Origin of the sequence: Pseudomonas sp. B21-009, assembly GCF_024749345.1 — a bacterium.
Lineage (GTDB): Bacteria > Pseudomonadota > Gammaproteobacteria > Pseudomonadales > Pseudomonadaceae > Aquipseudomonas.
Window position 1 is genome coordinate 1,059,908 of sequence record NZ_CP087199.1, and the last position, 23,462, is coordinate 1,083,369.

The following is a 23,462-nucleotide window of genomic DNA, read 5'->3' on the forward strand; positions in this document are numbered from 1 at the left end:
AGCCGGGATGAAGTCAGCGGTTATCCAGATGGTCAGCCAGAGCGACGTTCTGGCCAACCTGGTGCGCGCCCGGCAACTGGTTGAGCAGGCAGCCGCAGGCGGTGCACGGCTTGCCGTGCTGCCGGAGAACTTCGCTGCCATGGGCCGGCGCGACAGCGCCGCAATCGGCCGCGCCGAAGCCCTGGGCGAAGGCCCGATCCTGCCCTGGTTGAAACAGACCGCCCGCGACCTCAAGTTATGGATAGTGGCCGGGACCTTGCCGCTGCCGCCGGTCGGCCAGGCCGAAGCCAAGGCCCATGCCTGCTCGTTGCTGATCGATGAGCACGGTGAGCAGGTGGCGCGCTACGACAAGCTGCACCTGTTCGATGTCGATGTCGCCGATAACCGTGGCCGCTATCGCGAATCCGATGACTACGCCCATGGCGGCCAGGTAGTGGTCGCCGATACCCCGGTCGGGCGCCTGGGCCTGAGCGTCTGCTATGACCTGCGCTTCCCCGAGCTGTACAGCGCGCTGCGCGAAGCCGGGGCTGAGCTGATCAGTGCGCCGTCGGCCTTCACCGCCGTGACCGGTGCCGCGCACTGGGAAGTGTTGATTCGCGCGCGGGCGATTGAAACCCAGTGTTATGTCCTGGCCGCGGCTCAGGGCGGAACTCACCCGGGGCCCCGGGAAACCTATGGCCATGCGGCGATCGTCGACCCCTGGGGGCGCATCGTCGCCGAACAGGCCAGCGGCGAAGCCGTGCTGCTGGGCGAACGTGACAGCAGCGAACAGGCGTCCATCCGGGCGCGGATGCCGGTGACCTTGCACCGGCGCTTTTTCTCGCAGGACGCCTTGCGGCCTGCGCACACCTCGGAGTGACTATGAGCGAGATGTTATCCACTGTCAGCGAACACCTGCTGGCGCCGGGCGGCCTGACCCTCGACAGCCTGCAGTCAGTGCTGGGCGAGCTGGCCGGGCCAGGCATCGATGCCGCCGACCTGTACTTCCAGGGGCAGATTTCCGAATCCTGGGCGCTGGAAGACGGCATCGTCAAAGAAGGCAGTTTCAACCTCGACCAGGGCGTGGGCGTACGTGCCCAGTCCGGCGAGAAGACCGGTTTTGCCTACAGCAACGCCATTAACCTCGAAGCCCTGACTTCGGCGGCCCGTGCGGCGCGCTCGATTTCCCGTGCCGGGCAGAACGGCAGCGTGCAGGCGTTCAACAGCCAGGACGTTACCCAGCTTTATGGCACCGACAATCCGCTTGAGGTCATCAGCCGCGCCGACAAGGTCGAGCTGCTCAAGCGTGTCGACGCCGCCACGCGCAAGCTCGATCCGCGTATCCAGCAAGTCACCGTGAGCATGGCCGGGGTCTGGGAGCGCATCCTGGTCGCCGCCGCCGATGGCAGCCTGGCCGCCGACATTCGCCCGCTGGTGCGTTTCAACGTCAGTGTCATCGTCGAGCAGAACGGCCGTCGCGAGCGCGGCGGTCACGGTGGCGGCGGGCGTACCGACTACCGCTATTTCACCGACGAACGGGTCATGGGCTATGCCCGTGAGGCCCTGCGCCAGGCGCTGGTCAACCTCGAAGCCATCCCGGCGCCGGCCGGTACCCTGCCGGTGGTGCTCGGCTCCGGCTGGTCGGGCGTATTGCTGCACGAAGCGGTCGGTCATGGCCTGGAGGGTGATTTCAACCGCAAGGGCAGTTCGGCCTACAGCGGCCACATGGGCGAGAAGGTGGCTTCGAGCCTGTGCACCATTGTCGATGACGGCACCCTGGAAGGTCGTCGCGGATCACTGAGCGTCGATGACGAAGGTACCCCGACCGAGTGCACCACGCTGATCGAGAACGGCATCCTCAAGGGCTACATGCAGGACAAGCTCAACGCCCGCCTGATGGGCATGGCCCGCACCGGCAACGGCCGCCGCGAATCCTATGCGCACCTGCCGATGCCGCGCATGACCAACACCTACATGCGTGCCGGCGAAAGCGACCCGGCTGAAATCATTGCCTCGGTGAAAAGGGGTATTTATTGCGCCAACCTCGGCGGTGGCCAGGTGGACATCACCAGCGGCAAATTCGTGTTCTCCACCAGTGAGGCGTACCTGATCGAAGACGGCAAGATTACCGCGCCGGTCAAAGGCGCAACCCTGATCGGCAACGGGCCGGAAGCCATGAGCCGGGTATCGATGGTCGGCAACGACCTGTCGCTGGACAGCGGTGTCGGTACATGCGGCAAGGATGGTCAGTCGGTGCCGGTGGGCGTTGGCCAGCCGACCCTGAAGATCGATGCGATCACCGTCGGTGGCACCGGCGCATGAAGATGAAACCGGGCAGGCAGGGCGCCTGCCCGTGTGCGGGGTTCAACGCAGGCCGCGTTGGACCTCGTCGAGTTCGCGGATGTACTTGAAGATCTTGCGGCTCGCGCTTGGCGGCTTGTTGCGCGCCAGCTCGTGCTGGGCCTGGCGGATCAGCGAGCGCAGTTGCTGGCGATCGGCATCGGGGTATTCCTGGACGAACTTCTCCAGGACCTCGTCGGTACCATCGATCAGCCGGTCACGCCAGCGTTCAAGGTTGTGGAAGCGCTCGTTGTATTGGCGCGAGGAGGCGTCGAGCTGGTCAAGCAGGGCATTGATCGCGTCGATGTCCTGGTCGCGCATCAGCTTGCCGATGAACGACTTGTGACGCCGTTTGGCCTCGTTCGCGGTGTGCCGCTTGTGCTCTTCCAGGGCCGCGCGCAACTCGTCGGTCAACGGCAGTTTGGCCAGGGTATCGGGCTTGAGCAAGGTAAGGCGCTCGCCCATCTCGACCAGCGCCTGCATTTCGCGCTTGACCTGGGTTTTGCTTTTTTCGCCGTCAAAGGCGGTGTCGTAAGAATCAACCATGGGGGCAGTCCGCTGAGAATCGCCGCCATGATAACCAGTCGGGGGCCGCTTGTCCGGTCCGGTCGTAGATTGACCCGCGCCGAACGCAGAATTTGAGTGGAGAAAACCATGAGTGCAGTCCAGAGCGTAGGTCCGCAGGCCCTGCCGGCGTTGCAGGAACAGGTCGAACAGATCATTGCCGAAGCCCGGCGCCAGGGTGCCAGCGCCTGCGAAGTGGCGGTATCGCTGGAGCAGGGGTTGTCGACTTCGGTGCGCCAGCGTGAAGTCGAGACCGTCGAATTCAACCGTGACCAGGGTTTTGGCATCACCTTGTACGTGGGCCAGCGCAAAGGCTCGGCGAGCACCTCGGCCAGCGGCAGCGAGGCGATCCGGGAAACCGTCGCCGCCGCCCTGGCAATTGCCAAGCACACTTCCGAAGACGAGTGCGCCGGGCTTGCCGATCCGGCGCTGATGGCCCGCGAGCAGGCGGATTTCGACCTCTATCATGCCTGGGACATCACCCCTGAGCAGGCCATCGAAAAGGCCCTGGAGTGCGAAGCCGCAGCTTTCGATGCCGATGCGCGGATCAAGAACGCCGACGGCACCACCCTCAACACCCACCAGGGCTGTCGCGTGTATGGCAACAGCCATGGCTTTATCGGCGGCTACGCTTCGACCCGACACAGCCTGAGCTGCGTGATGATTGCCGAAGCCGACGGGCAGATGCAGCGCGACTACTGGTATGACGTCAATCGCCAGGGCGAATTGCTCGCCGACCCGCGCAGCATCGGTATCCGCGCTGCGCAACGGGCAGCCAGCCGCCTGGGCGCGCGTCCGGTACCCACCTGTGAAGTGCCGGTACTGTTCTCGGCCGAGCTGGCAGGGGGGCTGTTCGGCAGCTTCCTTTCGGCGATTTCCGGCGGCAACCTGTACCGCAAGTCTTCGTTCCTCGATGGTGCCATGGGCCAACGGCTGTTCCCGACCTGGCTGACCCTGGACGAGCGCCCGCACCTGCAGCGAGCCCTGGGCAGCGCCGCGTTCGATGGTGACGGCCTGGCCACCTATGCCAAGCCATTTGTTGAAAACGGCCAACTGGTGTCCTACGTGCTGGGTACCTATTCCGGGCGCAAGCTGGGCTTGCCGAGCACCGCCAACGCCGGCGGCGTGCACAACCTGTTCGTCACCCATGGGGTCGAAGACCAGGCTGCCCTGCTGCGGCGCATGGGTCGTGGGCTGCTGGTTACCGAGCTGATGGGCCATGGTCTGAACATGGTCACCGGCGACTACTCGCGCGGTGCTGCAGGCTACTGGGTAGAAAACGGCGAGATTCAGTTCGCCGTTCAGGAAGTGACGATCGCCGGTAATATGAAGGATATGTTCGAGCAAATTGTCGCGATTGGTAATGATCTGGAAACCCGCAGCAATATTCACACAGGCTCGGTGCTGATCGAGCGGATGACCGTCGCGGGCAGTTAACGCCCGGTGTTGCTCCCCCTTCGAAGCCCGGCCATGTGTCGGGCTTTTTGTTTTTCTTTTTTCATTTTGTTGAACTGATTCTGATTATCACTTAATAATGAATATCATTATCTAGGCGATGATGTTCATGAAACCAGTCCTCCACGAATTGCCCTACCTGGAAAACTGGCGCTGGCTGAGCCGGCGCATTCGCTGTGCACTCGATCCGGACGAGCCGCGCCTGATCGAGCACTACCTCACCGAAGGCCGTTACCTGGTGTGTTGCACCGATACCAGCGCCTGGACCATCGCCTTGACTTCATTCCGCCTGCTGCTGGACACCGCCTGCGATCGCGCGCTGCCCTGGCATTGGCGCTGCCTGTGCCTGGACCAGGCCTGGCGGCCGCTGCTGGAGCTGCGCAACCTCGATCGGCGCGAAAACAACCAGCGCTGGCAGCCCTTCGCCTTGCAACTGGCGAACTGCGTGCTGCTGCCTTCGATTTCCTACGATGAACTGATGCAAGGACTTGATGATGAGTAATACCCGTATCGAGCGCGACAGCATGGGTGAACTGCTGGTGCCAGCCGAGGCCCTGTATGGCGCCCAGACCCAGCGCGCGGTAAACAACTTCCCGATCAGCCAGCAACGCATGCCGACCCAGTTCATTCGCGCACTGCTGCTGGCCAAGGCTGCTGCGGCCAAGGCCAATATCGAGCTCAAGCAACTGGAGCAGGCCCGCGGCGAGGCGATTGTCAAAGCCGTGGAGCAGTTGCTGGCCGCTGACTTCATGCAGCATTTCCCGGTGGATATCTTCCAGACCGGCTCCGGTACCAGTTCGAACATGAACGCCAACGAGGTGATCGCGACCCTGGCCAGCCGCGTGCTGGGCGATACGGTCAACCCCAACGATCACGTCAACTGCGGGCAAAGCAGCAACGACATCATCCCCACCACCATTCATGTCAGTGCCGCGCTGGCCCTGCACGAGCAGTTGTTGCCGGCGCTGCAGCATCTGGTCAAGGTGATCGACGCCAAGGCCGAGCAGGTGCATCCGTTCATCAAGACCGGCCGCACCCACCTGATGGATGCCATGCCGGTGCGCATGAGCCAGGTGCTGGGTGGATGGTCGGCGCAAGTCAAGGCGGCCATTGCTCATCTGCAAGCCACTTTGCCAAGCCTGCAAGCCCTGGCCCAGGGCGGCACCGCCGTGGGCACTGGCATCAATGCCCATCCTGAGTTCGCTGCGCGCTTCAGCCAGCAACTGACAGCGCTTACCGGCGTCGAATTTGTTCCGGGGCACAACCTGTTCGCTTTGATTGGTTCGCAAGACACCGCAGTGGCGGTATCCGGCCAGCTCAAGACCACCGCTGTGGCACTGATGAAAATCGCCAACGACCTGCGCTGGATGAACTCCGGGCCGCTGGCCGGCCTGGGCGAAATCGAGCTCGAAGGCTTGCAGCCGGGCTCTTCGATCATGCCGGGCAAGGTCAACCCGGTAATCCCGGAAGCGACTGCCATGGTCGCCGCGCAGGTGATCGGCAACGACGCGACCATCGCCGTGGCCGGGCAGTCGGGCAACTTCGAACTCAACGTGATGCTGCCGATCATTGCCCAGAACCTGCTCAGCAGCATCGAGCTGATGGCCAATGCCAGCCGCTTGCTGGCCGACAAGGCGATTGCCAGCTTCACGGTCAATGAACCCAAGCTCAAGGAAGCCCTGGCGCGCAACCCGATTCTGGTCACCGCCCTGAACCCGATCATCGGCTACCAGAAGGCTGCCGAAATCGCCAAGACCGCTTACAAGCAAGGCCGCCCGATTATCGACGTAGCCCTCGAAAACACCGACCTGCCGCGCAGCCAGCTTGAAGCGCTGCTCGATCCGGAAAAGCTCACCGCCGGCGGGATCTGAGCCGGCCCACCGCTCTGGAGGTTTGTCATGCAGCACTGGAAACGCACCACCGAAATTGCCAACCGCCTGTTCGAACAGGGCGAGTTGGTCGATGCCCGCGAGTTGTATCTGCAAGCCCTGGCGCTTGCCCAGGTGTTGTTCGAACGCTGGCATGACGCCGACGAAGCGGTGGCCGTGTGCGTCATCGCCCACCACAACCTGGCTGACCTGCACCTGCGGCTGAATCAGCCGCAGGAAAGCGCCGAGTACCTGTGCGCCATTCACCAGCGGTTGTTGCAGACCGCCCAGGACCCGCGCATGGCGCCGATGCTGCGCGAAGCTGCGTTGCGCCACAGCAGCAAGACCTACACCGAGTTGCTGAGCTTCATCAGCGAGTACGGCCAGTACCCCCGTACCGAACGTCTGCTCTACCGGCACGAGCCGCAGCCGGCCCTGCATGTCGGTCAGGAAAGCGCCGCGCCTTCAGTCCTACAATATGGAATCCAGTGATATGCCTTATACCTTGCCTGCATTGCCTTACGCCTACGATGCGCTGGAACCGCACATCGATACCCAGACCATGCAGATTCACCACAGCAAGCACCACCAGGCTTACATCAACAACCTCAACGCGGCGGTCGAAGGCAGCGAGTATGCCGAGTGGCCGGTGGAAAAACTGGTGGCCAGCGTCAAGCAACTGCCGGAAAAATTGCACAACGCGGTAATCAACCAGGGCGGCGGTCACGCCAACCATTCGCTGTTCTGGACCGTGATGTCGCCCCAGGGCGGCGGCCTGCCACAAGGCGCTGTGGCCAAGGCCATTGATGAGCAATTGGGTGGCTTCGAGGCGTTCAAGGACGCCTTCACCAAGGCTGCGCTGACTCGCTTTGGCAGCGGCTGGGCCTGGCTGAGCGTGACCCCGGCCAAGACCCTGGTGGTTGAAAGCAGTGGTAATCAGGACAGCCCGCTGATGAACGGCAATACGCCAATCCTCGGCCTGGACGTCTGGGAGCATGCTTACTACCTGCTGTACCAGAACCGTCGTCCGGAATACATCAACGCCTTCTACAACGTGATCGACTGGTCCGAGGTAGAGCGTCGTTACGCAGCTGCGCTTGTGTGAGTCGCAGCGCAATGCGTTCGGATGTGATGTCCATTGCCGGCGTGCGGCTGTTTCGCCTGGCGCTCGGTACCCTGTTGCTGCTGGTCGGCTTCGCCCTGCTGGTGGCCCAGGGTATCGCCTGGCTGGACCTGGAGCCGCGCATGTTACGGGCGCTCGAAGGCGGTGCGCTGTGCGCCCTGGGTACGGCCTTGGGCGCGGTGCCGGTGCTGGTGATCCGCAACATGCCAGTGGCGTTGGCCGATACCTTGCTGGGCTTTGGTGCCGGGGTGATGCTGGCGGCCACGGCCTTTTCGCTGATCATTCCCGGGCTGGATGCCGCCCAGGCCATTGGCCTGGGTAAATGGGGCGCCGGTGGTTTGGTCAGCTTCGGCCTGCTGTTCGGGGCCTTCTGCCTGTACCTGGTCGACCTCAAGGTGTCCGGTGCATCGCCCGAGGCCCTGGTCGGCACGCCGCAGCAACCGGTGATCGCCGCGCGGATCTGGGTGTTCGTGATTGCCATCATTGCCCATAACATCCCCGAAGGCATGGCCATTGGCGTGTCTGCCGGTGGTGGCATGCCCGATGCCGACAGCCTTGCCATGGGCATTGCCCTGCAGGATGTGCCGGAAGGCCTGGTGATCGCCCTGGTGTTGGCAGGGGCGGGGATGGCCCGCTTCAAGGCGTTTCTGATTGGTGCGGCTTCTGGTCTGGTCGAGCCGCTGGCTGCGGTGGTGTGTGCCTGGCTGGTGACCGTGGCAGAGTTGTTGCTGCCACTGGGCTTGGCGTGTGCTGCCGGGGCGATGTTGCTGGTCGTGACCCAGGAAATCATTCCCGAGTCGCGCAGCAATGGCCATCACCGGCTGGCCAGCCTGGGCCTGTGCATCGGCTTCTGCCTGATGATGGTGATGGATACGGCGCTTTCGTGAGAAAACGGGGGCGGTTACTCGCCCTCGTCGAAGTAATTGTTGATCAGTTCGATCAGGGCGTTGAGTGCATCATCGTCCTGCTCGCCCTCGGTGTGCAGATGAATGGCGGTGCCCTTGCCGGCCGCCAGCATCATGACCGCCATGATGCTCTTGCCATCAACCAGGGATTGCGGATTGCGCCCAACGCGAACCTGGCAGGGAAACTTGCCCGCAACGCCAACGAACTTTGCCGCTGCCCGGGCGTGCAGCCCCAGCTTGTTGATGATGGTGATTTCTTTTGCGGGCATCGAGGCGCTGGTCCTGTGGGCTAGAGGTCGCGGTGGCGAACCTGGACATTCTTTAACGATTGTTGCAGTAACTGGCCCAGACGCTCGGTCAGGTACACCGAACGGTGGTGGCCACCTGTGCAGCCAATGGCAATGGTGACATAGGCACGGTTGCTGGCGGCAAAGCGCGGTAACCACTTGAGCAGGTAGCTGGAGATGTCCTGGAACATGTCCTCGACATCCGGCTGCGCAGCCAGGTAATCGATCACCGGTTGCTCCAGGCCCGAATGGTCGCGCAGTTCCGGCTTCCAGTAAGGGTTGGGCAGGCAGCGCACATCGAACACCAGGTCGGCATCGACCGGCATGCCGCGTTTGAAACCGAAGGATTCGACCAGGAAGGCCGTACCGGGCTCCGGCTGGTTGAGCAGGCGCAATTTGATCGAGTCACGCAACTGATACAGGTTCAGGTTGGTGGTATCGATCTTCAGGTCGGCGAGGTCGGCAATCGGCCCGAGCAGCTCGCTTTCGACTTCGATCGCTTCGGCCAGCGAGCGTTCGTTGTTGGTCAGCGGGTGGCGGCGGCGGGTTTCCGAGAAGCGCTTGAGCAATGTTTCTTCATCGGCATCCAGGTACAGCACATCACACTGGATGTGCCGGCTACGGGCGTCCTCAAGCAGCTCGGGAAAGCGCGACAAGTGGCTGGGCAAGTTGCGCGCGTCAATCGAAACGGCCACCTTGGGCTGCATCAATTCCGTGTTGATCAGGGCGCTTTCGGCCAGTTGCGGCAGCAAGCCAGCAGGCAGGTTGTCGATGCAGTAGTAGCCGTTGTCCTCAAGTACATCGAGGGCGGTACTCTTGCCGGAGCCAGACCGGCCGCTAACGATGATCAAGCGCATGTTCAATGCCCGTTCTGTACGTCCAGTACGACCTGGTACAAGGCTTCGTTACTGGTGGCCGCACGCAGTTTTTCGCGTACGTCCTTGCTATCGAGCATGCTGGCGATCTGGCGCAGCAGCTCCAGGTGCGCATCGGTAGCCGCTTCCGGGACCAGCAGTACGAACAGCAGGTCGACCGGGGCGCCATCGATGGCGTCGAAATCGATAGGGGCGTCAAGGTGCAACAGCGCGCTGACCGGCGACTCACAGCCCTTGAGGCGGCAGTGGGGAATGGCAATGCCGTTGCCGAAGCCGGTGGAGCCCAGTTTCTCCCGGGCGATCAAGGCTTCGTACACGATCTGGGTGTCCAGCTCGGGCACTTCTCTGCCGATCAGATTGGCGATCTGTTCGAGCGCACGCTTTTTACTGCCGCCCGGCACGTTCACAAGGGAACGGCCGGGGGTCAGGATGGTTTCAAGTCGGATCATGGATGAGGGGGATCAGCGGGCCGCTGCACCTTGCAGCAGGCTTTGCTGTTTTTCCTTGTGTTTTTTCAGTTGGCGGTCGAGCTTGTCGGTCAAGGCGTCGATCGCTGCATACATGTCTTGGTGTTCGGCATTTGCAACCACTTCGCCGCCGGGAATGAACAGCGTCGCTTCAATCTTCTGCTGCAGCTTCTCGACCTTCATGATTACCGTCACATTGGTAATCTTGTCGAAATGCCCCTCCAGTCGTTTCAATTTCTGCTCGACGTACTCACGCAGGGGCTGAGTAACTTCTACATGCTGTCCACTGATATTGACTTGCATACAGCTTCTCCTTTGTTGCCGGTGCATAAGAGGCAGGTATTGCGCCTGCCACTGAACTGCGGTGGCACACCTCAGGAGCCGTTACATCAATCGCTTGCGCTCGCTCGACGGTGCGATGCCGAGGGACTCGCGGTACTTGGCGACGGTGCGACGTGCTACCTGGATGCCTTGTGCCTCCAGTAAACCAGCGATCTTGCTGTCACTCAATGGCTTTTTCTGATTTTCCGCTGCAACCAGTTTCTTGATGATTGCGCGGATCGCTGTGGACGAGCATTCGCCGCCTTCGGAGGTGCTGACGTGGCTGGAGAAAAAGTACTTCAGCTCGTAAATTCCGCGGGGCGTGTGCATGTATTTCTGCGTGGTCACCCGGGAAATGGTCGACTCGTGCATGCCCACCGCTTCGGCGATGTCGTGCAGCACCAGCGGCTTCATCGCCTCGTCACCGTGATCGAGGAAGCCGCGCTGGTGCTCGACGATCTGGGTGGCGACCTTCATCAGGGTTTCGTTGCGGCTTTGCAGGCTCTTGATGAACCAGCGCGCCTCCTGCAACTGGTTGCGCATGAAGGTGTTGTCGGCGCTGGTGTCGGCGCGACGGACGAAACCGGCGTACTGCGGGTTGACCCGCAGGCGCGGGACCGCATCCTGGTTGAGTTCGACCAGCCAGCGCTCGTTGTCCTTGCGCACGATCACGTCGGGCACCACGTATTCGGCTTCGCTGGACTCGATTTGCGAGCCCGGGCGCGGGTTGAGGCTCTGTACCAGTTCGATGACCTGGCGCAGCTCGTCTTCCTTGAGCTTCATGCGGCGCATCAGCTGGCTGTAGTCGCGGCCGCCGAGCAGGTCGATGTAGTCGCTGACCAGACGCTGGGCTTCGGCCATCCACGGGGTACGCGGCGGCAGCTGGCGCAGTTGCAGCAACAGGCACTCGCTGAGGTTGCGCGCGCCGATGCCGGCGGGTTCGAATTGCTGGATACGGTGCAGCACGGCTTCGACTTCATCCAGCTCGATGTCGAGCTCAGGGTCGAAGGATTCGCAGACTTCTTCCAGGGTTTCGTCGAGATAACCCTGGTTGTTGATGCAATCGATCAGGGTCACGGCGATCAGCCGGTCGGTGTCTGACATCGGTGCCAGGTTGAGCTGCCAGAGCAGGTGGCTCTGCAAGCTTTCGCCAGCCGAAGTGCGGGTGGTGAAGTCCCACTCGTCATCGTCGTTGCTGGGCAGGCTGCTGGCGCTGGTCTGGTAGATGTCTTCCCAGGCGGTGTCGACCGGCAGCTCGTTGGGGATGCGCTCGTTCCACTCGCCCTCTTCGAGGTTGTCCACCGTTGGGGCGGTCTCCTGGAAGCTGGTTTCCTGAACGTCGGCGACGGGTTTGCTCTCGGCGTTGTCGGCCATCGGGTCGCTGTTGTCGAAGTCGTCGCCTTCTTCCTGGCGCTCGAGCATCGGGTTTGATTCCAGCGCTTCCTGGATTTCCTGCTGGAGGTCCAGGGTAGAAAGCTGGAGCAGACGTATGGCCTGTTGCAACTGCGGGGTCATCGTCAGTTGCTGGCCCATTCTTAGGACGAGCGATGGTTTCATGGCAGGGGCTTAACACCTTATTTGCCGGCGCACATGCGCCATCCACTACAAGGGCACCGAAGCGCCAACTTTAAGCAAATTATATGCCTGAAATTGCAGCGTTTGCCTAGAGCGCCGTAACAATTAAGCCATTATCTGGCTTGTTTACGAGCGCTCCGGCAGCGCCTTACACCTTGAGCCTACAGGCGGAACTCATGGCCGAGGTAAACCTCTTTGACCAGGTCGTTGGCCAGGATGGTCTCTGCATCGCCTTCGGCGATCAGTTGGCCATCGTTGACGATGTAAGCAGTTTCGCAGATATCCAGGGTTTCACGGACGTTGTGGTCGGTGATCAGAACGCCAATACCCTTGGCCTTCAGGTGGTGGATGATCTGCTTGATGTCGCCGACCGAAATCGGGTCGACACCGGCAAAGGGTTCGTCGAGCAGGATGAACTTGGGCGCGGTGGCCAGGGCGCGGGCAATCTCGACGCGGCGGCGTTCACCACCGGAGAGGCTCATGCCGAGGTTGTCGCGGATGTGGCTGATGTGGAACTCCTGCAGCAGGCTTTCCAGCTCTTTGCGCCGGCCATCGCGGTCCAGGTCCTTGCGGGTTTCGAGGATCGCCATGATGTTGTCGGCCACCGACAGCTTGCGAAAGATCGAGGCTTCCTGCGGCAGGTAGCCGATACCGGCGCGGGCGCGGCCGTGCATGGGCTGGTGGCTGACATCGAGGTCGTCGATCAGGACGCGGCCCTGGTCGGCCTGGACCAGGCCGACGATCATGTAGAAGCAGGTGGTCTTGCCGGCGCCGTTAGGGCCGAGCAGGCCGACGATCTGGCCACTGTCGATCGACAGGCTGACGTCGCGGACCACTTGCCGGCTCTTGTAGCTCTTGGCCAGGTGCTGGGCTTTGAGGGTTGCCATTTACTCGGCCTTCTTCTTCGGCTGGATCACCATGTCGATACGCGGACGCGACTCGGTGACTTTGCCACCGCGACCGGCGGTAGCGATCTGTTTCACCGTGTCGTAGACGATTTTCTCGCCCTCGGTGGTGTTGCCTTCGTTGATGACCTTGGCGCGGTCGATCAGGACGATGCGGTTTTGCGGCGCATTGTACTGGATGGTCTTGCCGTAGCCCTGCATCTTGTCTGGCTTGGCGGCGCTCTGCTGCTGCTCGAAGTAGGCCAGGTTGCCCACCGAGGTCACCACGTCGATGTCGCCACCGGCGGTACGGGTGATGGTCACGGTGTTGCCTTTGATCATCATCGAACCCTGGGTGATGATCACGTCACCGGTGTAGGTGGCGATGCCTTTTTTGTCGTCCAGTTGAGCGTGGTCGGCCTGGATGCGGATCGGCTGGTCACGGTCGTTCGGCAGGGCCCAGGCGCTCGCGCTTCCCAGTGCTGCGCTCAGGCTGAGCAAAAAGGGGAGGGTTTTAACGAGCCTCATACTGTCCTCTTACGTTGGACAGCAGGTCCATCCTGCCGTCTTTCAAATACGCTTTCATTCCATTGCCCGTAGTGACGCCACCGGCGCCGTCGATTCTAACGGCTTGCTCGGTTTGCGCATATTGCTTCTGCGGGAATACCGTCATGCGGCTGCTGGTAATGATCATGGTGCGGTTCTTTTCGTCGGTGCGGGCGACCCTTACCGAATCGATCAGTTCGACTTCGCTGCCGTCGGGGTTGACCTCGCCGCGCTCGCTCTGCACGTGCCACGGATAAGTGGTGCCGCGGTACATCTGCAGGTCGGGCTTGGTCAGCAGGGTGACTTCGCTGGCCTTGAGGTGCTCGACTTTGTCGGCGGTCATCTCGTACTGCATCTTGCCATCAGGCAAAAACTGCACGCTGTGGGCGTTCACCGCGTAATAGTCGATGGCGCTCTGGTCCGGCCCGGCAACCGGCTTGTTGTCGAGGAAGCTCTCGGGGCTGATGTTCCAGTAGCCGACCGCCACCAGCAGGGCGGCGATCACACTGAACAGCGCAATGTTGCGGATTTTCTTACTGAACATGTGTCGCTCTACAGGTAATGGGCGTTGGCCGCGTCGAGGTTGCCCTGGGCTTGCAGGATCAGTTCGCAGAATTCGCGGGCTGCACCTTCGCCGCCACGTGCCAGGGTTACCCCGTGGGCGTGCTCGCGGACGAACGCGGCAGCATTGGCCACCGCCATGCCCAGGCCGACCCGGCGGATTACCGGCAGGTCAGGCAGGTCGTCGCCCAGATAGGCGACCTGTTCATAGCTTAGGTTGAGCTGGCCAAGAAGCTCGTCCAATACCACCAGTTTATCTTCCCGGCCCTGGTACAGGTGAGGAATGCCGAGGTTCTTTGCCCGGCGCTCGACCACCGGGGTCTTGCGACCGCTGATGATCGCCGTGGTCACGCCCGAGTTCATGAGCATCTTGATGCCCTGGCCGTCGAGGGTGTTGAAGGTCTTGAATTCGCTGCCATCTTCGAGGAAGTACAGGCGACCGTCGGTGAGCACGCCGTCTACGTCAAAAACCGCCAGTTTGATGGCCTTGCCGCGCTGGAGCAGGTCCTGGGTCATTTACATCACTCCCGCACGCAACAGGTCGTGCATGTTCAGGGCGCCGACCGGGCGCTCGTCCTTGTCGATCACCACCAGGGCGCTGATCTTGTGGTCTTCCATGATCTTCAGGGCTTCGGCGGCGAGCATCTCGGCGCGGGCGGTCTTGCCGTGGGCGGTCATGACTTCTTCGATGAGGGTCTTGTGCACGTCAATATTGCGATCGAGGCTGCGGCGCAGGTCGCCGTCGGTGAAGATCCCGGCCAACCGTCCGTCGGCTTCGAGCACCACGGTCATGCCCAGGCCCTTGCGAGACATTTCAAGCAGCGCGTCCTTGAGCAGGGTGCCGCGTTGCACCTGCGGCAGCTCGTCGCCGGCGTGCATGACGTTCTCGACTTTCAGCAGCAGGCGTCGGCCGAGGGCGCCGCCGGGGTGCGAGAAGGCGAAATCTTCAGCGGTAAAGCCGCGGGCCTCGAGCAGGGCGATGGACAGGGCGTCGCCCAGCACCAGCGCGGCGGTAGTCGAGGAGGTTGGTGCCAGGTTCAGCGGGCAGGCCTCCTGGGCAACGCGGGCGTCGAGGTTGACCTCGGCGGCCTTGGCCAGGGGCGAATCGGGGTTGCCGGTGAGGCTGATCAGCTGGATACCCAGTCGCTTGATCAGCGGCAGCAGGGTGACGATCTCGGCGGTGGAGCCCGAGTTGGACAGGGCCAGGATCACGTCGTCGCGGGTGATCATGCCCATGTCGCCATGGCTGGCTTCGGCCGGGTGAACGAAAAACGCCGGCGTACCGGTGCTGGCCAGGGTCGCGGCGATCTTGTTGCCGATGTGCCCCGACTTGCCCATGCCGACCACCACCACCCGGCCCTTGCTGGCCAGGATCAGCTCGCATGCCTTGACGAAATCGGCGTCGATGTGGGCCAGCAGGCCCTCAACCGCCTCGAGTTCGAAACGGATGGTGCGCTGCGCGGATTGGATCAGGTCGCTGGATTGGCTCATGTCGAAAATCGGATTGCCTGATGAAAAGGCGGCGATTATAGCGGTAATGGGCGAAAGCCTCACCTTGTGATTGTCATACATTCGCCCGGTTGGCTTAACCATAGCTGAACAAGCACTTCGGCGGCCTTGGGGCGGCCCTATCAGCGGTGCTATAGTTCGCCGCTGTTCGGCCCGCTTGGTGCGTGCGTGCCTCCACGAAGGGGGCGCGCGTCTGAGTGAGAAGGCTGCATCGCAAGGAGTCTAGATGAGCGTTGATAACGCCTACGCGGTCGAATTGAAGGGCGTTTCCTTCAAGCGCGGTTCGCGCAGCATCTTCAATAATGTCGACATACGCATTCCCCGTGGCAAGGTTACCGGCATCATGGGGCCTTCCGGGTGCGGCAAAACCACGCTGCTGCGGCTGATGGGTGCACAACTGCGCCCGGCCAGTGGCGAGGTCTGGGTGGCCGGGCAGAACCTGCCGACCCTGTCGCGCAGTGACCTGTTCGATGCCCGCAAGCAGATGGGCGTGCTGTTCCAGAGTGGCGCGCTGTTCACCGATCTCGATGTGTTCGAGAACGTCGCCTTCCCGTTGCGCGTGCATACCCAGCTGTCTGACGAGATGATTCGCGACATAGTCCTGATGAAACTCCAGGCTGTTGGCCTGCGTGGCGCCATCGAGCTGATGCCCGACGAGCTATCCGGTGGCATGAAACGTCGTGTGGCGCTGGCCCGGGCGATTGCTCTGGATCCGCAAATCCTCATGTACGATGAACCGTTCGTCGGCCAGGACCCGATTGCCATGGGCGTGCTGGTGCGGCTGATCCGCCTGCTCAACGATGCCCTGGGCATCACCAGCATCGTGGTTTCTCACGACCTGGCCGAAACCGCCAGCATCGCCGACTACATCTACGTGGTCGGTGACGGCCAGGTATTGGGGCAGGGCACGCCGCAAGAGCTGATGGGCTCCGACAACCCGCGCATTCGTCAATTCATGAAAGGCGATCCGGATGGCCCGGTGCCCTTTCACTTTCCTGCGCCGGATTACCGCGCCGATCTTCTGGGGAAGCGTTGATGCGCAGAAAATCCTTACTCGAACGTATTCGTCGCTTTGGCCGATCGGCCATCGACGTGCTGGCCATTCTCGGCCGCTCCTTCCTGTTCCTGCTGCATTCGCTGGTCGGGCGCAGCGGCACCGGCGGCGGCTTTCAGTTGCTGGTTCGCCAGCTCTATTCGGTTGGCGTGCTGTCGCTGGCGATCATCGTCGTGTCCGGTGTGTTCATCGGCATGGTCCTGGCCCTGCAGGGCTTCAGCATCCTCACCAAGTACGGTTCGGAGCAGGCGGTGGGGCAGATGGTCGCCCTGACCCTGCTGCGTGAACTGGGCCCGGTGGTTACCGCGCTGCTGTTCGCCGGCCGTGCAGGCTCGGCGCTGACCGCCGAAATCGGCAACATGAAGTCCACCGAGCAGCTGTCCAGCCTGGAAATGATCGGTGTCGATCCGCTCAAGTACATCGTCGCGCCGCGGCTGTGGGCCGGTTTCATCTCGCTGCCGTTGCTGGCTTTGATCTTCAGCGTGGTCGGTATCTGGGGTGGTTCGTGGGTTGCCGTCGACTGGTTGGGCGTTTACGAGGGCTCGTTCTGGGCCAACATGCAGAACAGTGTTTCCTTTACCGACGATGTGCTCAACGGGGTGATCAAAAGCCTGGTGTTTGCCTTCGTCGTGACCTGGATTGCCGTATTCCAGGGTTATGACTGCGAGCCCACTTCAGAAGGGATCAGTCGTGCCACCACCAAGACCGTGGTCTATGCCTCATTGGCAGTCCTGGGTCTGGACTTTATTCTGACCGCCTTGATGTTTGGAGATTTCTGATGCAAAACCGCACCCTGGAAATCGGTGTCGGCCTGTTCCTCCTGGCCGGGATCCTGGCGCTGATCCTGCTGGCCCTGCGCGTCAGCGGCCTGTCGGCAAGCCCGAGCAGCGACACGTATAAACTTTATGCCAACTTCGACAATATCGCCGGTTTGACGGTCAGAGCTAAAGTGACCATGGCCGGTGTGACCATCGGCAAGGTCACTGCCATCGATCTGGATCGTGACACCTTCACCGGTCGGGTGACGCTGCAGCTGGAAAAACGGGTCGATAACCTGCCTGTCGATTCCACTGCATCTATCCTCACCGCAGGGCTGCTCGGCGAGAAATACATCGGTATCAGCGTGGGCGGAGAAGATGCGGTGCTCAAGGATGGTGCAACCATCCACGACACCCAGTCGGCGCTGGTACTGGAAGACCTGATTGGCAAGTTCCTGCTCAATACCGTTGGCAAAGAAGCTAAATAAGGAGTTTCCATGATTTCTATCCTGCGACGCGGCTTGCTGGTGTTGCTGGCAGCACTGCCGCTGATGGCCAGTGCAGCTGCTCTGTCACCCAAGCAGGTGATCGAGAAGACCACCACCCAGTTGCTGGCTGACTTGAAAGCCAACAAGGAGCAATACAAGGCCAACCCGAGCGCCTTCTACGATGCGCTCAATGCCAACCTGGGGCCGGTCGTCGATGCCGATGGCATCTCGAAAAGCATCATGACCGTCAAGTATTCGCGCAAGGCTACCCCGGCGCAGATGCAGCGCTTCCAGGAAAACTTCAAGCGCAGCCTGATGCAGTTCTACGGCAACGCCCTGCTCGAGTACAACAACCAGGGCATTACCGTCGGCAACGAGAAGAAGGACGGCGACGACCGTGCCAGCGTCGACATGAGCGTCAAGGGCAACAACGGTGCTGTCTATCCGGTGTCCTACACCCTGACCAGGCTCGATGGCGAGTGGAAGGTGCGTAACGTCATCGTCAACGGCATCAACATCGGCAAGCTGTTCCGTGACCAGTTCGCCGACGCCATGAACCGCAACGGCAACGACCTGGACAAGACCATCGACGGCTGGGCGGGCGAAGTGGCCAAGGCCAAGGAAAGCACCGAGCAAGCGGCCGAGAAGCAAGGGCAATGAGCGACAGTGTCGTGACCATGAGCGAGCCAGGCGTATTGAGCCTGGCCGGGGTGCTCGACTACCGCAGCGGGCCGGCCTTGCGCAAGCAGGGCAAGGCCCTGATTGCGGCGTGCAAGGCCCCTGGGCTGGTGCTCGATTGCGCGCAGGTGGAGAAGTCCAGCAGCGTCGGCCTGTCCCTGCTGCTGGCCTTCATGCGCGACGGCAAGGCGGCCGGCAAGGCCGTCGAGGTTCGCGCCATGCCCCAGGACATGCGGGAAATCGCCGAGGTTTACGACCTCGACGAGGTGCTGGCCGGTCAATGACCGCCAGCCAGTGACTGGCCCCTCTGTCAGAGTCTCCGATTACGGGGTTCGCAGGCGAGGGGCTTTTTTGTATGATGGCCGACCCGCGCGCAAAGGGCGCCGATTGAGGTTGAGCATGCAGGCCGTAGAAGTTAAGAACTTCCTTGAAGAAAAGTTGCCGGGAACCCGGGTCGAAGTTGAAGGCGAAGGCTGCAACTTCCAGTTGAACGTGATCAGCGACGAATTGGCGGCCCTGAGCCCGGTCAAGCGTCAGCAGCAGATCTATGCTCACCTTAACCCGTGGATCACCGATGGCAGCATCCATGCGGTAACCATGAAATTTTTCAGCAGCGCAGCCTGGGCTGAGCGCACCTGAGCCAACTTGGCGGCGAGACTCTAATGGACAAACTGATTATTACTGGCGGCGTTCGCCTCGATGGCGAAATCCGCATTTCCGGGGCAAAGAACGCTGCCCTGCCGATCCTGGCGGCCACCTTGCTCTGCGATGGCCCGGTCACCGTTGGCAACCTGCCGCACCTGCACGACATCACCACGATGATCGAGCTGTTCGGCCGCATGGGCATTGAGCCGGTGATCGACGAGAAGCTCTCGGTCGAAATCGACCCGCGTACCATCAAGACCCTGGTCGCGCCGTACGAGCTGGTGAAAACCATGCGTGCCTCGATCCTGGTACTGGGCCCGATGGTCGCCCGTTTTGGCGAAGCCGAAGTGGCCCTGCCTGGCGGTTGCGCCATTGGTTCGCGTCCGGTCGACCTGCACATCCGCGGCCTTGAGGCCATGGGCGCGAAGATCGAAGTCGAAGGCGGCTACATCAAGGCCAAGGCCCCAGAAGGCGGCCTGCGTGGCGCGCACTTCTTCTTCGATACCGTCAGTGTCACCGGTACCGAGAACATCATGATGGCTGCAGCCCTGGCCAAAGGCCGCAGCGTGCTGCAAAACGCCGCGCGCGAGCCGGAAGTGGTCGACCTTGCCAACTTCCTCAACGCCATGGGCGCGAAAGTCCAGGGCGCTGGTACCGACACCATCACCATCGATGGCGTCGAGCGCCTGGGTTCGGCGACCTACCGGGTCATGCCTGACCGTATCGAGACCGGTACCTACCTGGTTGCCGCTGCCGTGACTGGCGGTCGCGTCAAGGTCAAGGACACCGATCCGACCATCCTCGAAGCCGTCCTTGAGAAGCTCAAGGAAGCCGGCGCCGAAGTTACAACCGGTGAAGACTGGATCGAGCTGGACATGCATGGCAAGCGGCCGAAAGCCGTCAACCTGCGTACCGCTCCGTACCCGGCGTTCCCGACCGACATGCAGGCGCAGTTCATCTCGCTCAACGCCATTGCCGAAGGCACTGGCGCGGTAATCGAGACGATCTTCGAAAACCGCTTCATGCACGTCTACGAGATGCACCGCATGGGTGCCCTGATCCAGGTCGAAGGCAACACTGCCATCGTTACCGGGACCAAGACCCTCAAAGGCGCTCCAGTGATGGCCACCGACCTGCGGGCTTCGGCCAGCCTGGTGCTGTCGGCGCTGGTTGCCGAAGGCGATACCCTGATCGACCGCATCTACCACATCGACCGTGGTTATGAGTGCATCGAAGAGAAACTGCAGATGCTCGGCGCCAAGATCCGCCGCGTGCCGGGCTAGTCTGTGAGTGGCGCAGGGACGCGCCAGCCAATTGCTGCACCGAATTGAATGCGGTCGGGCCTGTTAGCGCCCGGCCGGCTGTAGCCGCATAAGGACCGACGTTTCCCATGTTGACCATCGCGCTATCCAAAGGTCGGATTCTCGACGATACCCTGCCGCTGCTGGCGCAAGCCGGTATTGTGCCGACCGAAAACCCGGACAAGAGCCGCAAGCTGATCATCCCGACGACTCAGGAAGACGTGCGTCTGCTGATCGTGCGCGCCACCGACGTGCCGACCTACGTCGAGCATGGTGCCGCCGACCTGGGCGTGGCCGGCAAGGACGTGCTGATGGAGTACGGTGGCCAGGGCTTGTACGAGCCGCTGGACCTGCAGATTGCCCAGTGCAAGCTGATGACCGCCGGCAAAGTCGGCGCTGCCGAGCCCAAGGGCCGTCTGCGCATCGCCACCAAGTTCGTCAACGTCGCCAAGCGCTACTATGCCGAACAAGGCCGTCAGGTCGATATCATCAAGCTGTATGGTTCGATGGAGCTGGCGCCGCTGATTGGCCTGGCCGACAAGATCATCGACGTTGTCGACACCGGTAACACCCTGCGTGCCAATGGCCTGGAACCCCAGGAACTGATTGCCACCATCAGCTCCCGGCTGGTGGTCAACAAGGCTTCGATGAAGATGCAGCACGCCCGCATCCAGAGCCTGATCGACACCCTGCGCCAGGCTGTCGAATCGCGACACCGCGGCTAAGACTTTCTACCTCCTGCGCGCGGCCTTCGCTGTCGCGCCCGTCTATCCGCGTCATAGCCAATTTTCTCGGGTGCCCGCGCGGATGGACTGGTAGCTTAGGGCGCCTGAGCATTCGCCATTTATGAGGCCCTCGCTATGACCACGTCCACTGCAATCGCCCGACTCAATGCCGCTGACCCGGATTTCGCCCGACATCTGGATCATCTGCTGAGCTGGGAAAGTGTCTCTGACGACGCGGTCAACCAGCGCGTACTCGACATCATCAAGGCCGTTCGCGAGCGTGGCGATGCGGCGCTGGTGGAGTTTACCCAGCGCTTTGATGGTGTGCAGGCGACTTCGATCAACGACCTGATCCTTGGTCGCGAGCGCCTGGAACTGGCCCTGACCCGCATCACCCCGGCCCAGCGCGAAGCCCTGGAAAAAGCCGCCGAGCGCGTGCGCAGCTACCACGAGCGACAGAAGCAAGACTCCTGGAGCTACACCGAAGCCGACGGCACTGTGCTTGGCCAGAAGGTCACGCCGCTGGATCGTGCCGGCCTGTATGTGCCGGGCGGCAAGGCGTCGTACCCGTCATCGGTACTGATGAACGCGATTCCGGCCAAGGTCGCCGGCGTTGGTGAAGTGGTCATGGTGGTGCCGACCCCGCGTGGCGAGGTCAATGAGCTGGTGCTGGCCGCCGCTTGCATCGCCGGTGTCGACCGGGTTTTCACCATCGGTGGCGCCCAGGCGGTTGCCGCTCTGGCCTATGGCACCGAAAGCGTGCCGCAGGTCGACAAGGTGGTCGGCCCGGGCAACATTTATGTCGCCACCGCCAAGCGCCATGTGTTCGGTCAGGTCGGTATCGACATGATTGCCGGCCCGTCGGAGATTCTCGTGGTCTGTGACGGCCAGACCGATCCGGACTGGATCGCCATGGACCTGTTCTCCCAGGCCGAGCACGACGAAGACGCCCAGGCGATTCTGGTCAGCCCCGACGCCGAATTCCTCGACAAGGTCGCAGCCAGCATCGACAAGTTGCTGCCGACCATGGAGCGCGCCGAGATCATCAAGACCTCGATCAACGGCCGTGGTGCGCTGATCCAGGTGCGCGACATGCAGCAGGCCATGGACGTTGCCAACCGCATTGCCCCTGAGCACCTGGAGCTGTCGGTCGCCGACCCGCAGGCCTGGCTGCCGCAGATTCGCCACGCCGGCGCGATCTTTATGGGCCGCCACACCAGCGAAGCCCTGGGCGATTACTGCGCAGGCCCCAACCACGTACTGCCGACTTCCGGCACCGCGCGCTTCTCGTCGCCGCTGGGGGTGTATGACTTCCAGAAGCGTTCGTCGATCATCTTCTGCTCCGAGCAGGGCGCTTCCGAGCTCGGCCACACTGCCTCGGTACTGGCCCGTGGCGAGTCGCTGACCGCCCACGCCCGCAGCGCCGAATACCGCATCCTTGCCGACAAGAAGGGGAACTGAACATGAGTAAATTCTGGAGCCACTTCGTCAAGGACCTGGTGCCTTACGTGCCGGGCGAGCAGCCAAAGCTGGCCAGGCTGGTCAAGCTCAACACCAACGAGAACCCCTACGGCCCGTCGCCCAAGGCGCTGGAAGCCATGCGCGGCGAACTCAACGACAACCTGCGCCTGTACCCGGACCCCAACAGCGACCTGCTAAAGCAGGCGGTAGCGGACTACTACGGTGTGCAGGGCAACCAGGTGTTCCTCGGCAACGGTTCGGATGAAGTGCTGGCGCACATCTTCCATGGCCTGTTCCAGCACGATGCGCCGTTGCTGTTCCCGGACATCAGCTACAGCTTCTACCCGGTCTACTGCGGCCTGTACGGCATCCCGTTCGAAGCAGTGGCGCTGGACGAGCAGTTCCAGATTCGGGTCGCTGACTACCGCAAGGCCAACGGCGGGATCATCTTCCCCAACCCCAACGCGCCGACCGGTTGCCTGCTGGCCCTGGAGGCCATCGAGCAACTGCTCGAGGCCAACCCGGACTCGGTGGTGGTGGTCGATGAAGCCTACATCGACTTTGGCGGCCAGACCGCCATCAGCCTGGTGGATCGCTACGACAACCTGCTGGTCACCCAGACCCTGTCCAAGTCGCGTTCGCTGGCCGGCCTGCGGGTAGGCCTGGCGGTCGGCCATCCGGACCTGATCGAGGCGCTGGAGCGGATCAAGAATAGCTTCAACTCCTATCCACTGGACCGTATGGCGATTGTGGGTGCGGCGGCGGCGTTCGAGGACCGTGCCTACTTTGAAGAAACCTGCCGCAAGGTGATCGACAGTCGCGAGAAGGTGGTCGCTGAACTCACTGCCCGTGGCTTTGAAGTACTGCCCTCGGCAGCCAACTTCATCTTTGCCCGGCACCCGCAGCAGGATGCCGCCGAACTGGCAGCGCGCCTGCGCGAGCAGGGGGTGATCGTGCGTCACTTCAAGCAGGCGCGGATCGCCCAGTTCCTGCGCATCACCATTGGTACCCCGGAGCAGAATCAGGCGTTGCTCGATGCGTTGAACTGATAGAGCACAGTCCTTGTCGCGGGGCAAGTCGAGGCGTCGCGACT

The 23,462-nt window shown here is 62.1% G+C and carries 29 protein-coding genes; 18 read left to right on the forward strand and 11 right to left on the reverse strand.

Going from position 1 to position 23,462, the window contains the following annotated elements; all coding sequences use genetic code 11:
- The first annotated feature begins 7 nt into the window (after positions 1-7).
- Both LOY34_RS04800 and tldD read left to right on the forward strand, forming a co-directional pair.
- Positions 8-859 (forward strand): carbon-nitrogen hydrolase family protein, encoded by an 852-nt coding sequence (locus LOY34_RS04800; protein WP_195885731.1) that lies wholly within the window; start codon positions 8-10, stop codon positions 857-859.
- Positions 860-861: 2 nt separating this feature from the next.
- Positions 862-2,301, forward strand: coding sequence for a metalloprotease TldD (tldD, locus tag LOY34_RS04805; RefSeq protein WP_093388168.1), 1,440 nt, complete (start codon positions 862-864; stop codon positions 2,299-2,301).
- A gap of 42 nt (positions 2,302-2,343) precedes the next feature.
- Here tldD and yjgA read toward each other — a convergent pair whose 3' ends face one another.
- Positions 2,344-2,865: a ribosome biogenesis factor YjgA gene (gene yjgA / locus LOY34_RS04810; protein WP_045196322.1), complete on the reverse strand. Its 522-nt coding sequence runs from the start codon at positions 2,863-2,865 to the stop codon at positions 2,344-2,346.
- A gap of 108 nt (positions 2,866-2,973) precedes the next feature.
- On the opposite strand from yjgA, the gene pmbA reads away from it, so the two are divergent.
- From pmbA to LOY34_RS04840, 6 genes are all read left to right on the forward strand, one after another.
- Positions 2,974-4,320: a metalloprotease PmbA gene (gene pmbA / locus LOY34_RS04815; protein ID WP_195885732.1), complete on the forward strand. Its 1,347-nt coding sequence runs from the start codon at positions 2,974-2,976 to the stop codon at positions 4,318-4,320.
- 118 nt (positions 4,321-4,438) lie between these two features.
- Complete coding sequence (locus tag LOY34_RS04820) at positions 4,439-4,840, forward strand: FagA protein (RefSeq protein ID WP_082075425.1); 402 nt, start codon at positions 4,439-4,441, stop codon at positions 4,838-4,840.
- Positions 4,833-6,209 carry a lyase family protein gene (locus LOY34_RS04825; protein WP_045196328.1) on the forward strand — a complete coding sequence of 459 codons (1,377 nt, stop codon included), beginning with the start codon at positions 4,833-4,835 and terminating at the stop codon, positions 6,207-6,209. The genes LOY34_RS04820 and LOY34_RS04825 overlap by 8 nt, the downstream gene beginning before the upstream one ends.
- A gap of 27 nt (positions 6,210-6,236) precedes the next feature.
- On the forward strand, positions 6,237-6,698 hold the full coding sequence (locus LOY34_RS04830; RefSeq protein ID WP_195885733.1) for a hypothetical protein: 462 nt from the start codon (positions 6,237-6,239) through the stop codon (positions 6,696-6,698).
- A gap of 1 nt (position 6,699) precedes the next feature.
- Positions 6,700-7,311 carry a superoxide dismutase gene (locus LOY34_RS04835; RefSeq protein WP_195885734.1) on the forward strand — a complete coding sequence of 204 codons (612 nt, stop codon included), beginning with the start codon at positions 6,700-6,702 and terminating at the stop codon, positions 7,309-7,311.
- Positions 7,312-7,322: 11 nt separating this feature from the next.
- A complete protein-coding gene (locus LOY34_RS04840; protein ID WP_045196335.1) occupies positions 7,323-8,216 on the forward strand; it encodes a ZIP family metal transporter in 894 nt (297 codons plus the stop codon).
- Positions 8,217-8,230: 14 nt separating this feature from the next.
- On the opposite strand, the gene LOY34_RS04845 is transcribed toward LOY34_RS04840, so the two are convergent.
- The 10 genes from LOY34_RS04845 to LOY34_RS04890 all read right to left on the reverse strand — a co-directional run bounded on the left by LOY34_RS04845 (position 8,231) and on the right by LOY34_RS04890 (position 15,241).
- Positions 8,231-8,503, reverse strand: a complete 273-nt coding sequence (locus tag LOY34_RS04845) for an HPr family phosphocarrier protein (protein WP_045196337.1) — start codon at positions 8,501-8,503, stop codon at positions 8,231-8,233.
- Positions 8,504-8,523: 20 nt separating this feature from the next.
- Complete coding sequence (gene rapZ, locus LOY34_RS04850) at positions 8,524-9,378, reverse strand: RNase adapter RapZ (protein WP_045196339.1); 855 nt, start codon at positions 9,376-9,378, stop codon at positions 8,524-8,526.
- Positions 9,379-9,380: 2 nt separating this feature from the next.
- Positions 9,381-9,845, reverse strand: coding sequence for a PTS IIA-like nitrogen regulatory protein PtsN (gene ptsN / locus LOY34_RS04855; RefSeq protein WP_045196342.1), 465 nt, complete (start codon positions 9,843-9,845; stop codon positions 9,381-9,383).
- A 12-nt stretch (positions 9,846-9,857) separates the two neighbouring features.
- The gene (gene hpf, locus LOY34_RS04860; protein WP_010223385.1) at positions 9,858-10,166 is read right to left on the reverse strand and encodes a ribosome hibernation-promoting factor, HPF/YfiA family; all 309 of its coding nucleotides are present in this window, start codon (positions 10,164-10,166) and stop codon (positions 9,858-9,860) included.
- A gap of 81 nt (positions 10,167-10,247) precedes the next feature.
- Positions 10,248-11,741, reverse strand: coding sequence for an RNA polymerase factor sigma-54 (locus tag LOY34_RS04865; RefSeq protein WP_195885735.1), 1,494 nt, complete (start codon positions 11,739-11,741; stop codon positions 10,248-10,250).
- Between the two features lie 179 nt (positions 11,742-11,920).
- On the reverse strand, positions 11,921-12,646 hold the full coding sequence (lptB, locus tag LOY34_RS04870) for an LPS export ABC transporter ATP-binding protein (protein WP_038996944.1): 726 nt from the start codon (positions 12,644-12,646) through the stop codon (positions 11,921-11,923).
- On the reverse strand, positions 12,647-13,171 hold the full coding sequence (gene lptA, locus LOY34_RS04875) for a lipopolysaccharide transport periplasmic protein LptA (protein WP_045196347.1): 525 nt from the start codon (positions 13,169-13,171) through the stop codon (positions 12,647-12,649).
- Positions 13,158-13,733, reverse strand: coding sequence for an LPS export ABC transporter periplasmic protein LptC (gene lptC / locus LOY34_RS04880; protein ID WP_045196349.1), 576 nt, complete (start codon positions 13,731-13,733; stop codon positions 13,158-13,160). Before lptC ends, lptA begins: the two co-directional genes overlap by 14 nt.
- A gap of 8 nt (positions 13,734-13,741) precedes the next feature.
- Complete coding sequence (locus LOY34_RS04885) at positions 13,742-14,266, reverse strand: HAD family hydrolase (RefSeq protein ID WP_045196351.1); 525 nt, start codon at positions 14,264-14,266, stop codon at positions 13,742-13,744.
- Positions 14,267-15,241, reverse strand: a complete 975-nt coding sequence (locus LOY34_RS04890) for a KpsF/GutQ family sugar-phosphate isomerase (protein ID WP_045196353.1) — start codon at positions 15,239-15,241, stop codon at positions 14,267-14,269. It abuts the gene before it with no gap.
- Between the two features lie 244 nt (positions 15,242-15,485).
- Here LOY34_RS04890 and LOY34_RS04895 point away from each other — a divergent pair, with 244 nt between their 5' ends.
- From LOY34_RS04895 to hisC, 10 genes are all read left to right on the forward strand, one after another.
- Positions 15,486-16,295, forward strand: a complete 810-nt coding sequence (locus LOY34_RS04895; RefSeq protein WP_045196354.1) for an ATP-binding cassette domain-containing protein — start codon at positions 15,486-15,488, stop codon at positions 16,293-16,295.
- A complete protein-coding gene (gene mlaE, locus LOY34_RS04900) occupies positions 16,295-17,092 on the forward strand; it encodes a lipid asymmetry maintenance ABC transporter permease subunit MlaE (protein WP_045196357.1) in 798 nt (265 codons plus the stop codon). The genes LOY34_RS04895 and mlaE overlap by 1 nt, the downstream gene beginning before the upstream one ends.
- Positions 17,092-17,559, forward strand: coding sequence for an outer membrane lipid asymmetry maintenance protein MlaD (gene mlaD, locus LOY34_RS04905; protein WP_010223376.1), 468 nt, complete (start codon positions 17,092-17,094; stop codon positions 17,557-17,559). The genes mlaE and mlaD overlap by 1 nt, the downstream gene beginning before the upstream one ends.
- A 9-nt stretch (positions 17,560-17,568) precedes the next feature.
- Positions 17,569-18,219: a phospholipid-binding protein MlaC gene (locus LOY34_RS04910; protein WP_045196359.1), complete on the forward strand. Its 651-nt coding sequence runs from the start codon at positions 17,569-17,571 to the stop codon at positions 18,217-18,219.
- Entirely contained in the window at positions 18,216-18,521 is a 306-nt protein-coding gene (locus LOY34_RS04915; protein WP_045196361.1) for a lipid asymmetry maintenance protein MlaB, read from the forward strand. The genes LOY34_RS04910 and LOY34_RS04915 overlap by 4 nt, the downstream gene beginning before the upstream one ends.
- A gap of 115 nt (positions 18,522-18,636) precedes the next feature.
- Positions 18,637-18,876: a BolA family protein gene (locus LOY34_RS04920; protein ID WP_010223373.1), complete on the forward strand. Its 240-nt coding sequence runs from the start codon at positions 18,637-18,639 to the stop codon at positions 18,874-18,876.
- A 23-nt stretch (positions 18,877-18,899) separates the two neighbouring features.
- The gene (gene murA / locus LOY34_RS04925; protein ID WP_010223372.1) at positions 18,900-20,165 is read left to right on the forward strand and encodes a UDP-N-acetylglucosamine 1-carboxyvinyltransferase; all 1,266 of its coding nucleotides are present in this window, start codon (positions 18,900-18,902) and stop codon (positions 20,163-20,165) included.
- Between the two features lie 107 nt (positions 20,166-20,272).
- Complete coding sequence (gene hisG, locus LOY34_RS04930) at positions 20,273-20,908, forward strand: ATP phosphoribosyltransferase (RefSeq protein WP_195885736.1); 636 nt, start codon at positions 20,273-20,275, stop codon at positions 20,906-20,908.
- A gap of 135 nt (positions 20,909-21,043) precedes the next feature.
- Positions 21,044-22,369 carry a histidinol dehydrogenase gene (gene hisD / locus LOY34_RS04935; protein WP_045196365.1) on the forward strand — a complete coding sequence of 442 codons (1,326 nt, stop codon included), beginning with the start codon at positions 21,044-21,046 and terminating at the stop codon, positions 22,367-22,369.
- 2 nt (positions 22,370-22,371) lie between these two features.
- The gene (gene hisC / locus LOY34_RS04940) at positions 22,372-23,418 is read left to right on the forward strand and encodes a histidinol-phosphate transaminase (protein WP_195885737.1); all 1,047 of its coding nucleotides are present in this window, start codon (positions 22,372-22,374) and stop codon (positions 23,416-23,418) included.
- Positions 23,419-23,462 lie beyond the last annotated feature (44 nt).

Excerpts from the sequence above, each read along its gene's own strand:
- LOY34_RS04800 (WP_195885731.1), top strand. The coding sequence starts at position 8 with ATGAAGTCAGCGGTTATCCAGATGGTCAGCCAGAGCGACGTTCTGGCC.
- tldD (WP_093388168.1), top strand. The coding sequence starts at position 862 with ATGAGCGAGATGTTATCCACTGTCAGCGAACACCTGCTGGCGCCGGGC.
- yjgA (WP_045196322.1), bottom strand. The coding sequence starts at position 2,865 with ATGGTTGATTCTTACGACACCGCCTTTGACGGCGAAAAAAGCAAAACC.
- pmbA (WP_195885732.1), top strand. The coding sequence starts at position 2,974 with ATGAGTGCAGTCCAGAGCGTAGGTCCGCAGGCCCTGCCGGCGTTGCAG.
- LOY34_RS04820 (WP_082075425.1), top strand. The coding sequence starts at position 4,439 with ATGATGTTCATGAAACCAGTCCTCCACGAATTGCCCTACCTGGAAAAC.
- LOY34_RS04825 (WP_045196328.1), top strand. The coding sequence starts at position 4,833 with ATGAGTAATACCCGTATCGAGCGCGACAGCATGGGTGAACTGCTGGTG.
- LOY34_RS04830 (WP_195885733.1), top strand. The coding sequence starts at position 6,237 with ATGCAGCACTGGAAACGCACCACCGAAATTGCCAACCGCCTGTTCGAA.
- LOY34_RS04835 (WP_195885734.1), top strand. The coding sequence starts at position 6,700 with ATGCCTTATACCTTGCCTGCATTGCCTTACGCCTACGATGCGCTGGAA.
- LOY34_RS04840 (WP_045196335.1), top strand. The coding sequence starts at position 7,323 with ATGCGTTCGGATGTGATGTCCATTGCCGGCGTGCGGCTGTTTCGCCTG.
- LOY34_RS04845 (WP_045196337.1), bottom strand. The coding sequence starts at position 8,503 with ATGCCCGCAAAAGAAATCACCATCATCAACAAGCTGGGGCTGCACGCC.
- rapZ (WP_045196339.1), bottom strand. The coding sequence starts at position 9,378 with ATGCGCTTGATCATCGTTAGCGGCCGGTCTGGCTCCGGCAAGAGTACC.
- ptsN (WP_045196342.1), bottom strand. The coding sequence starts at position 9,845 with ATGATCCGACTTGAAACCATCCTGACCCCCGGCCGTTCCCTTGTGAAC.
- hpf (WP_010223385.1), bottom strand. The coding sequence starts at position 10,166 with ATGCAAGTCAATATCAGTGGACAGCATGTAGAAGTTACTCAGCCCCTG.
- LOY34_RS04865 (WP_195885735.1), bottom strand. The coding sequence starts at position 11,741 with ATGAAACCATCGCTCGTCCTAAGAATGGGCCAGCAACTGACGATGACC.
- lptB (WP_038996944.1), bottom strand. The coding sequence starts at position 12,646 with ATGGCAACCCTCAAAGCCCAGCACCTGGCCAAGAGCTACAAGAGCCGG.
- lptA (WP_045196347.1), bottom strand. The coding sequence starts at position 13,171 with ATGAGGCTCGTTAAAACCCTCCCCTTTTTGCTCAGCCTGAGCGCAGCA.
- lptC (WP_045196349.1), bottom strand. The coding sequence starts at position 13,733 with ATGTTCAGTAAGAAAATCCGCAACATTGCGCTGTTCAGTGTGATCGCC.
- LOY34_RS04885 (WP_045196351.1), bottom strand. The coding sequence starts at position 14,266 with ATGACCCAGGACCTGCTCCAGCGCGGCAAGGCCATCAAACTGGCGGTT.
- LOY34_RS04890 (WP_045196353.1), bottom strand. The coding sequence starts at position 15,241 with ATGAGCCAATCCAGCGACCTGATCCAATCCGCGCAGCGCACCATCCGT.
- LOY34_RS04895 (WP_045196354.1), top strand. The coding sequence starts at position 15,486 with ATGAGCGTTGATAACGCCTACGCGGTCGAATTGAAGGGCGTTTCCTTC.
- mlaE (WP_045196357.1), top strand. The coding sequence starts at position 16,295 with ATGCGCAGAAAATCCTTACTCGAACGTATTCGTCGCTTTGGCCGATCG.
- mlaD (WP_010223376.1), top strand. The coding sequence starts at position 17,092 with ATGCAAAACCGCACCCTGGAAATCGGTGTCGGCCTGTTCCTCCTGGCC.
- LOY34_RS04910 (WP_045196359.1), top strand. The coding sequence starts at position 17,569 with ATGATTTCTATCCTGCGACGCGGCTTGCTGGTGTTGCTGGCAGCACTG.
- LOY34_RS04915 (WP_045196361.1), top strand. The coding sequence starts at position 18,216 with ATGAGCGACAGTGTCGTGACCATGAGCGAGCCAGGCGTATTGAGCCTG.
- LOY34_RS04920 (WP_010223373.1), top strand. The coding sequence starts at position 18,637 with ATGCAGGCCGTAGAAGTTAAGAACTTCCTTGAAGAAAAGTTGCCGGGA.
- murA (WP_010223372.1), top strand. The coding sequence starts at position 18,900 with ATGGACAAACTGATTATTACTGGCGGCGTTCGCCTCGATGGCGAAATC.
- hisG (WP_195885736.1), top strand. The coding sequence starts at position 20,273 with ATGTTGACCATCGCGCTATCCAAAGGTCGGATTCTCGACGATACCCTG.
- hisD (WP_045196365.1), top strand. The coding sequence starts at position 21,044 with ATGACCACGTCCACTGCAATCGCCCGACTCAATGCCGCTGACCCGGAT.
- hisC (WP_195885737.1), top strand. The coding sequence starts at position 22,372 with ATGAGTAAATTCTGGAGCCACTTCGTCAAGGACCTGGTGCCTTACGTG.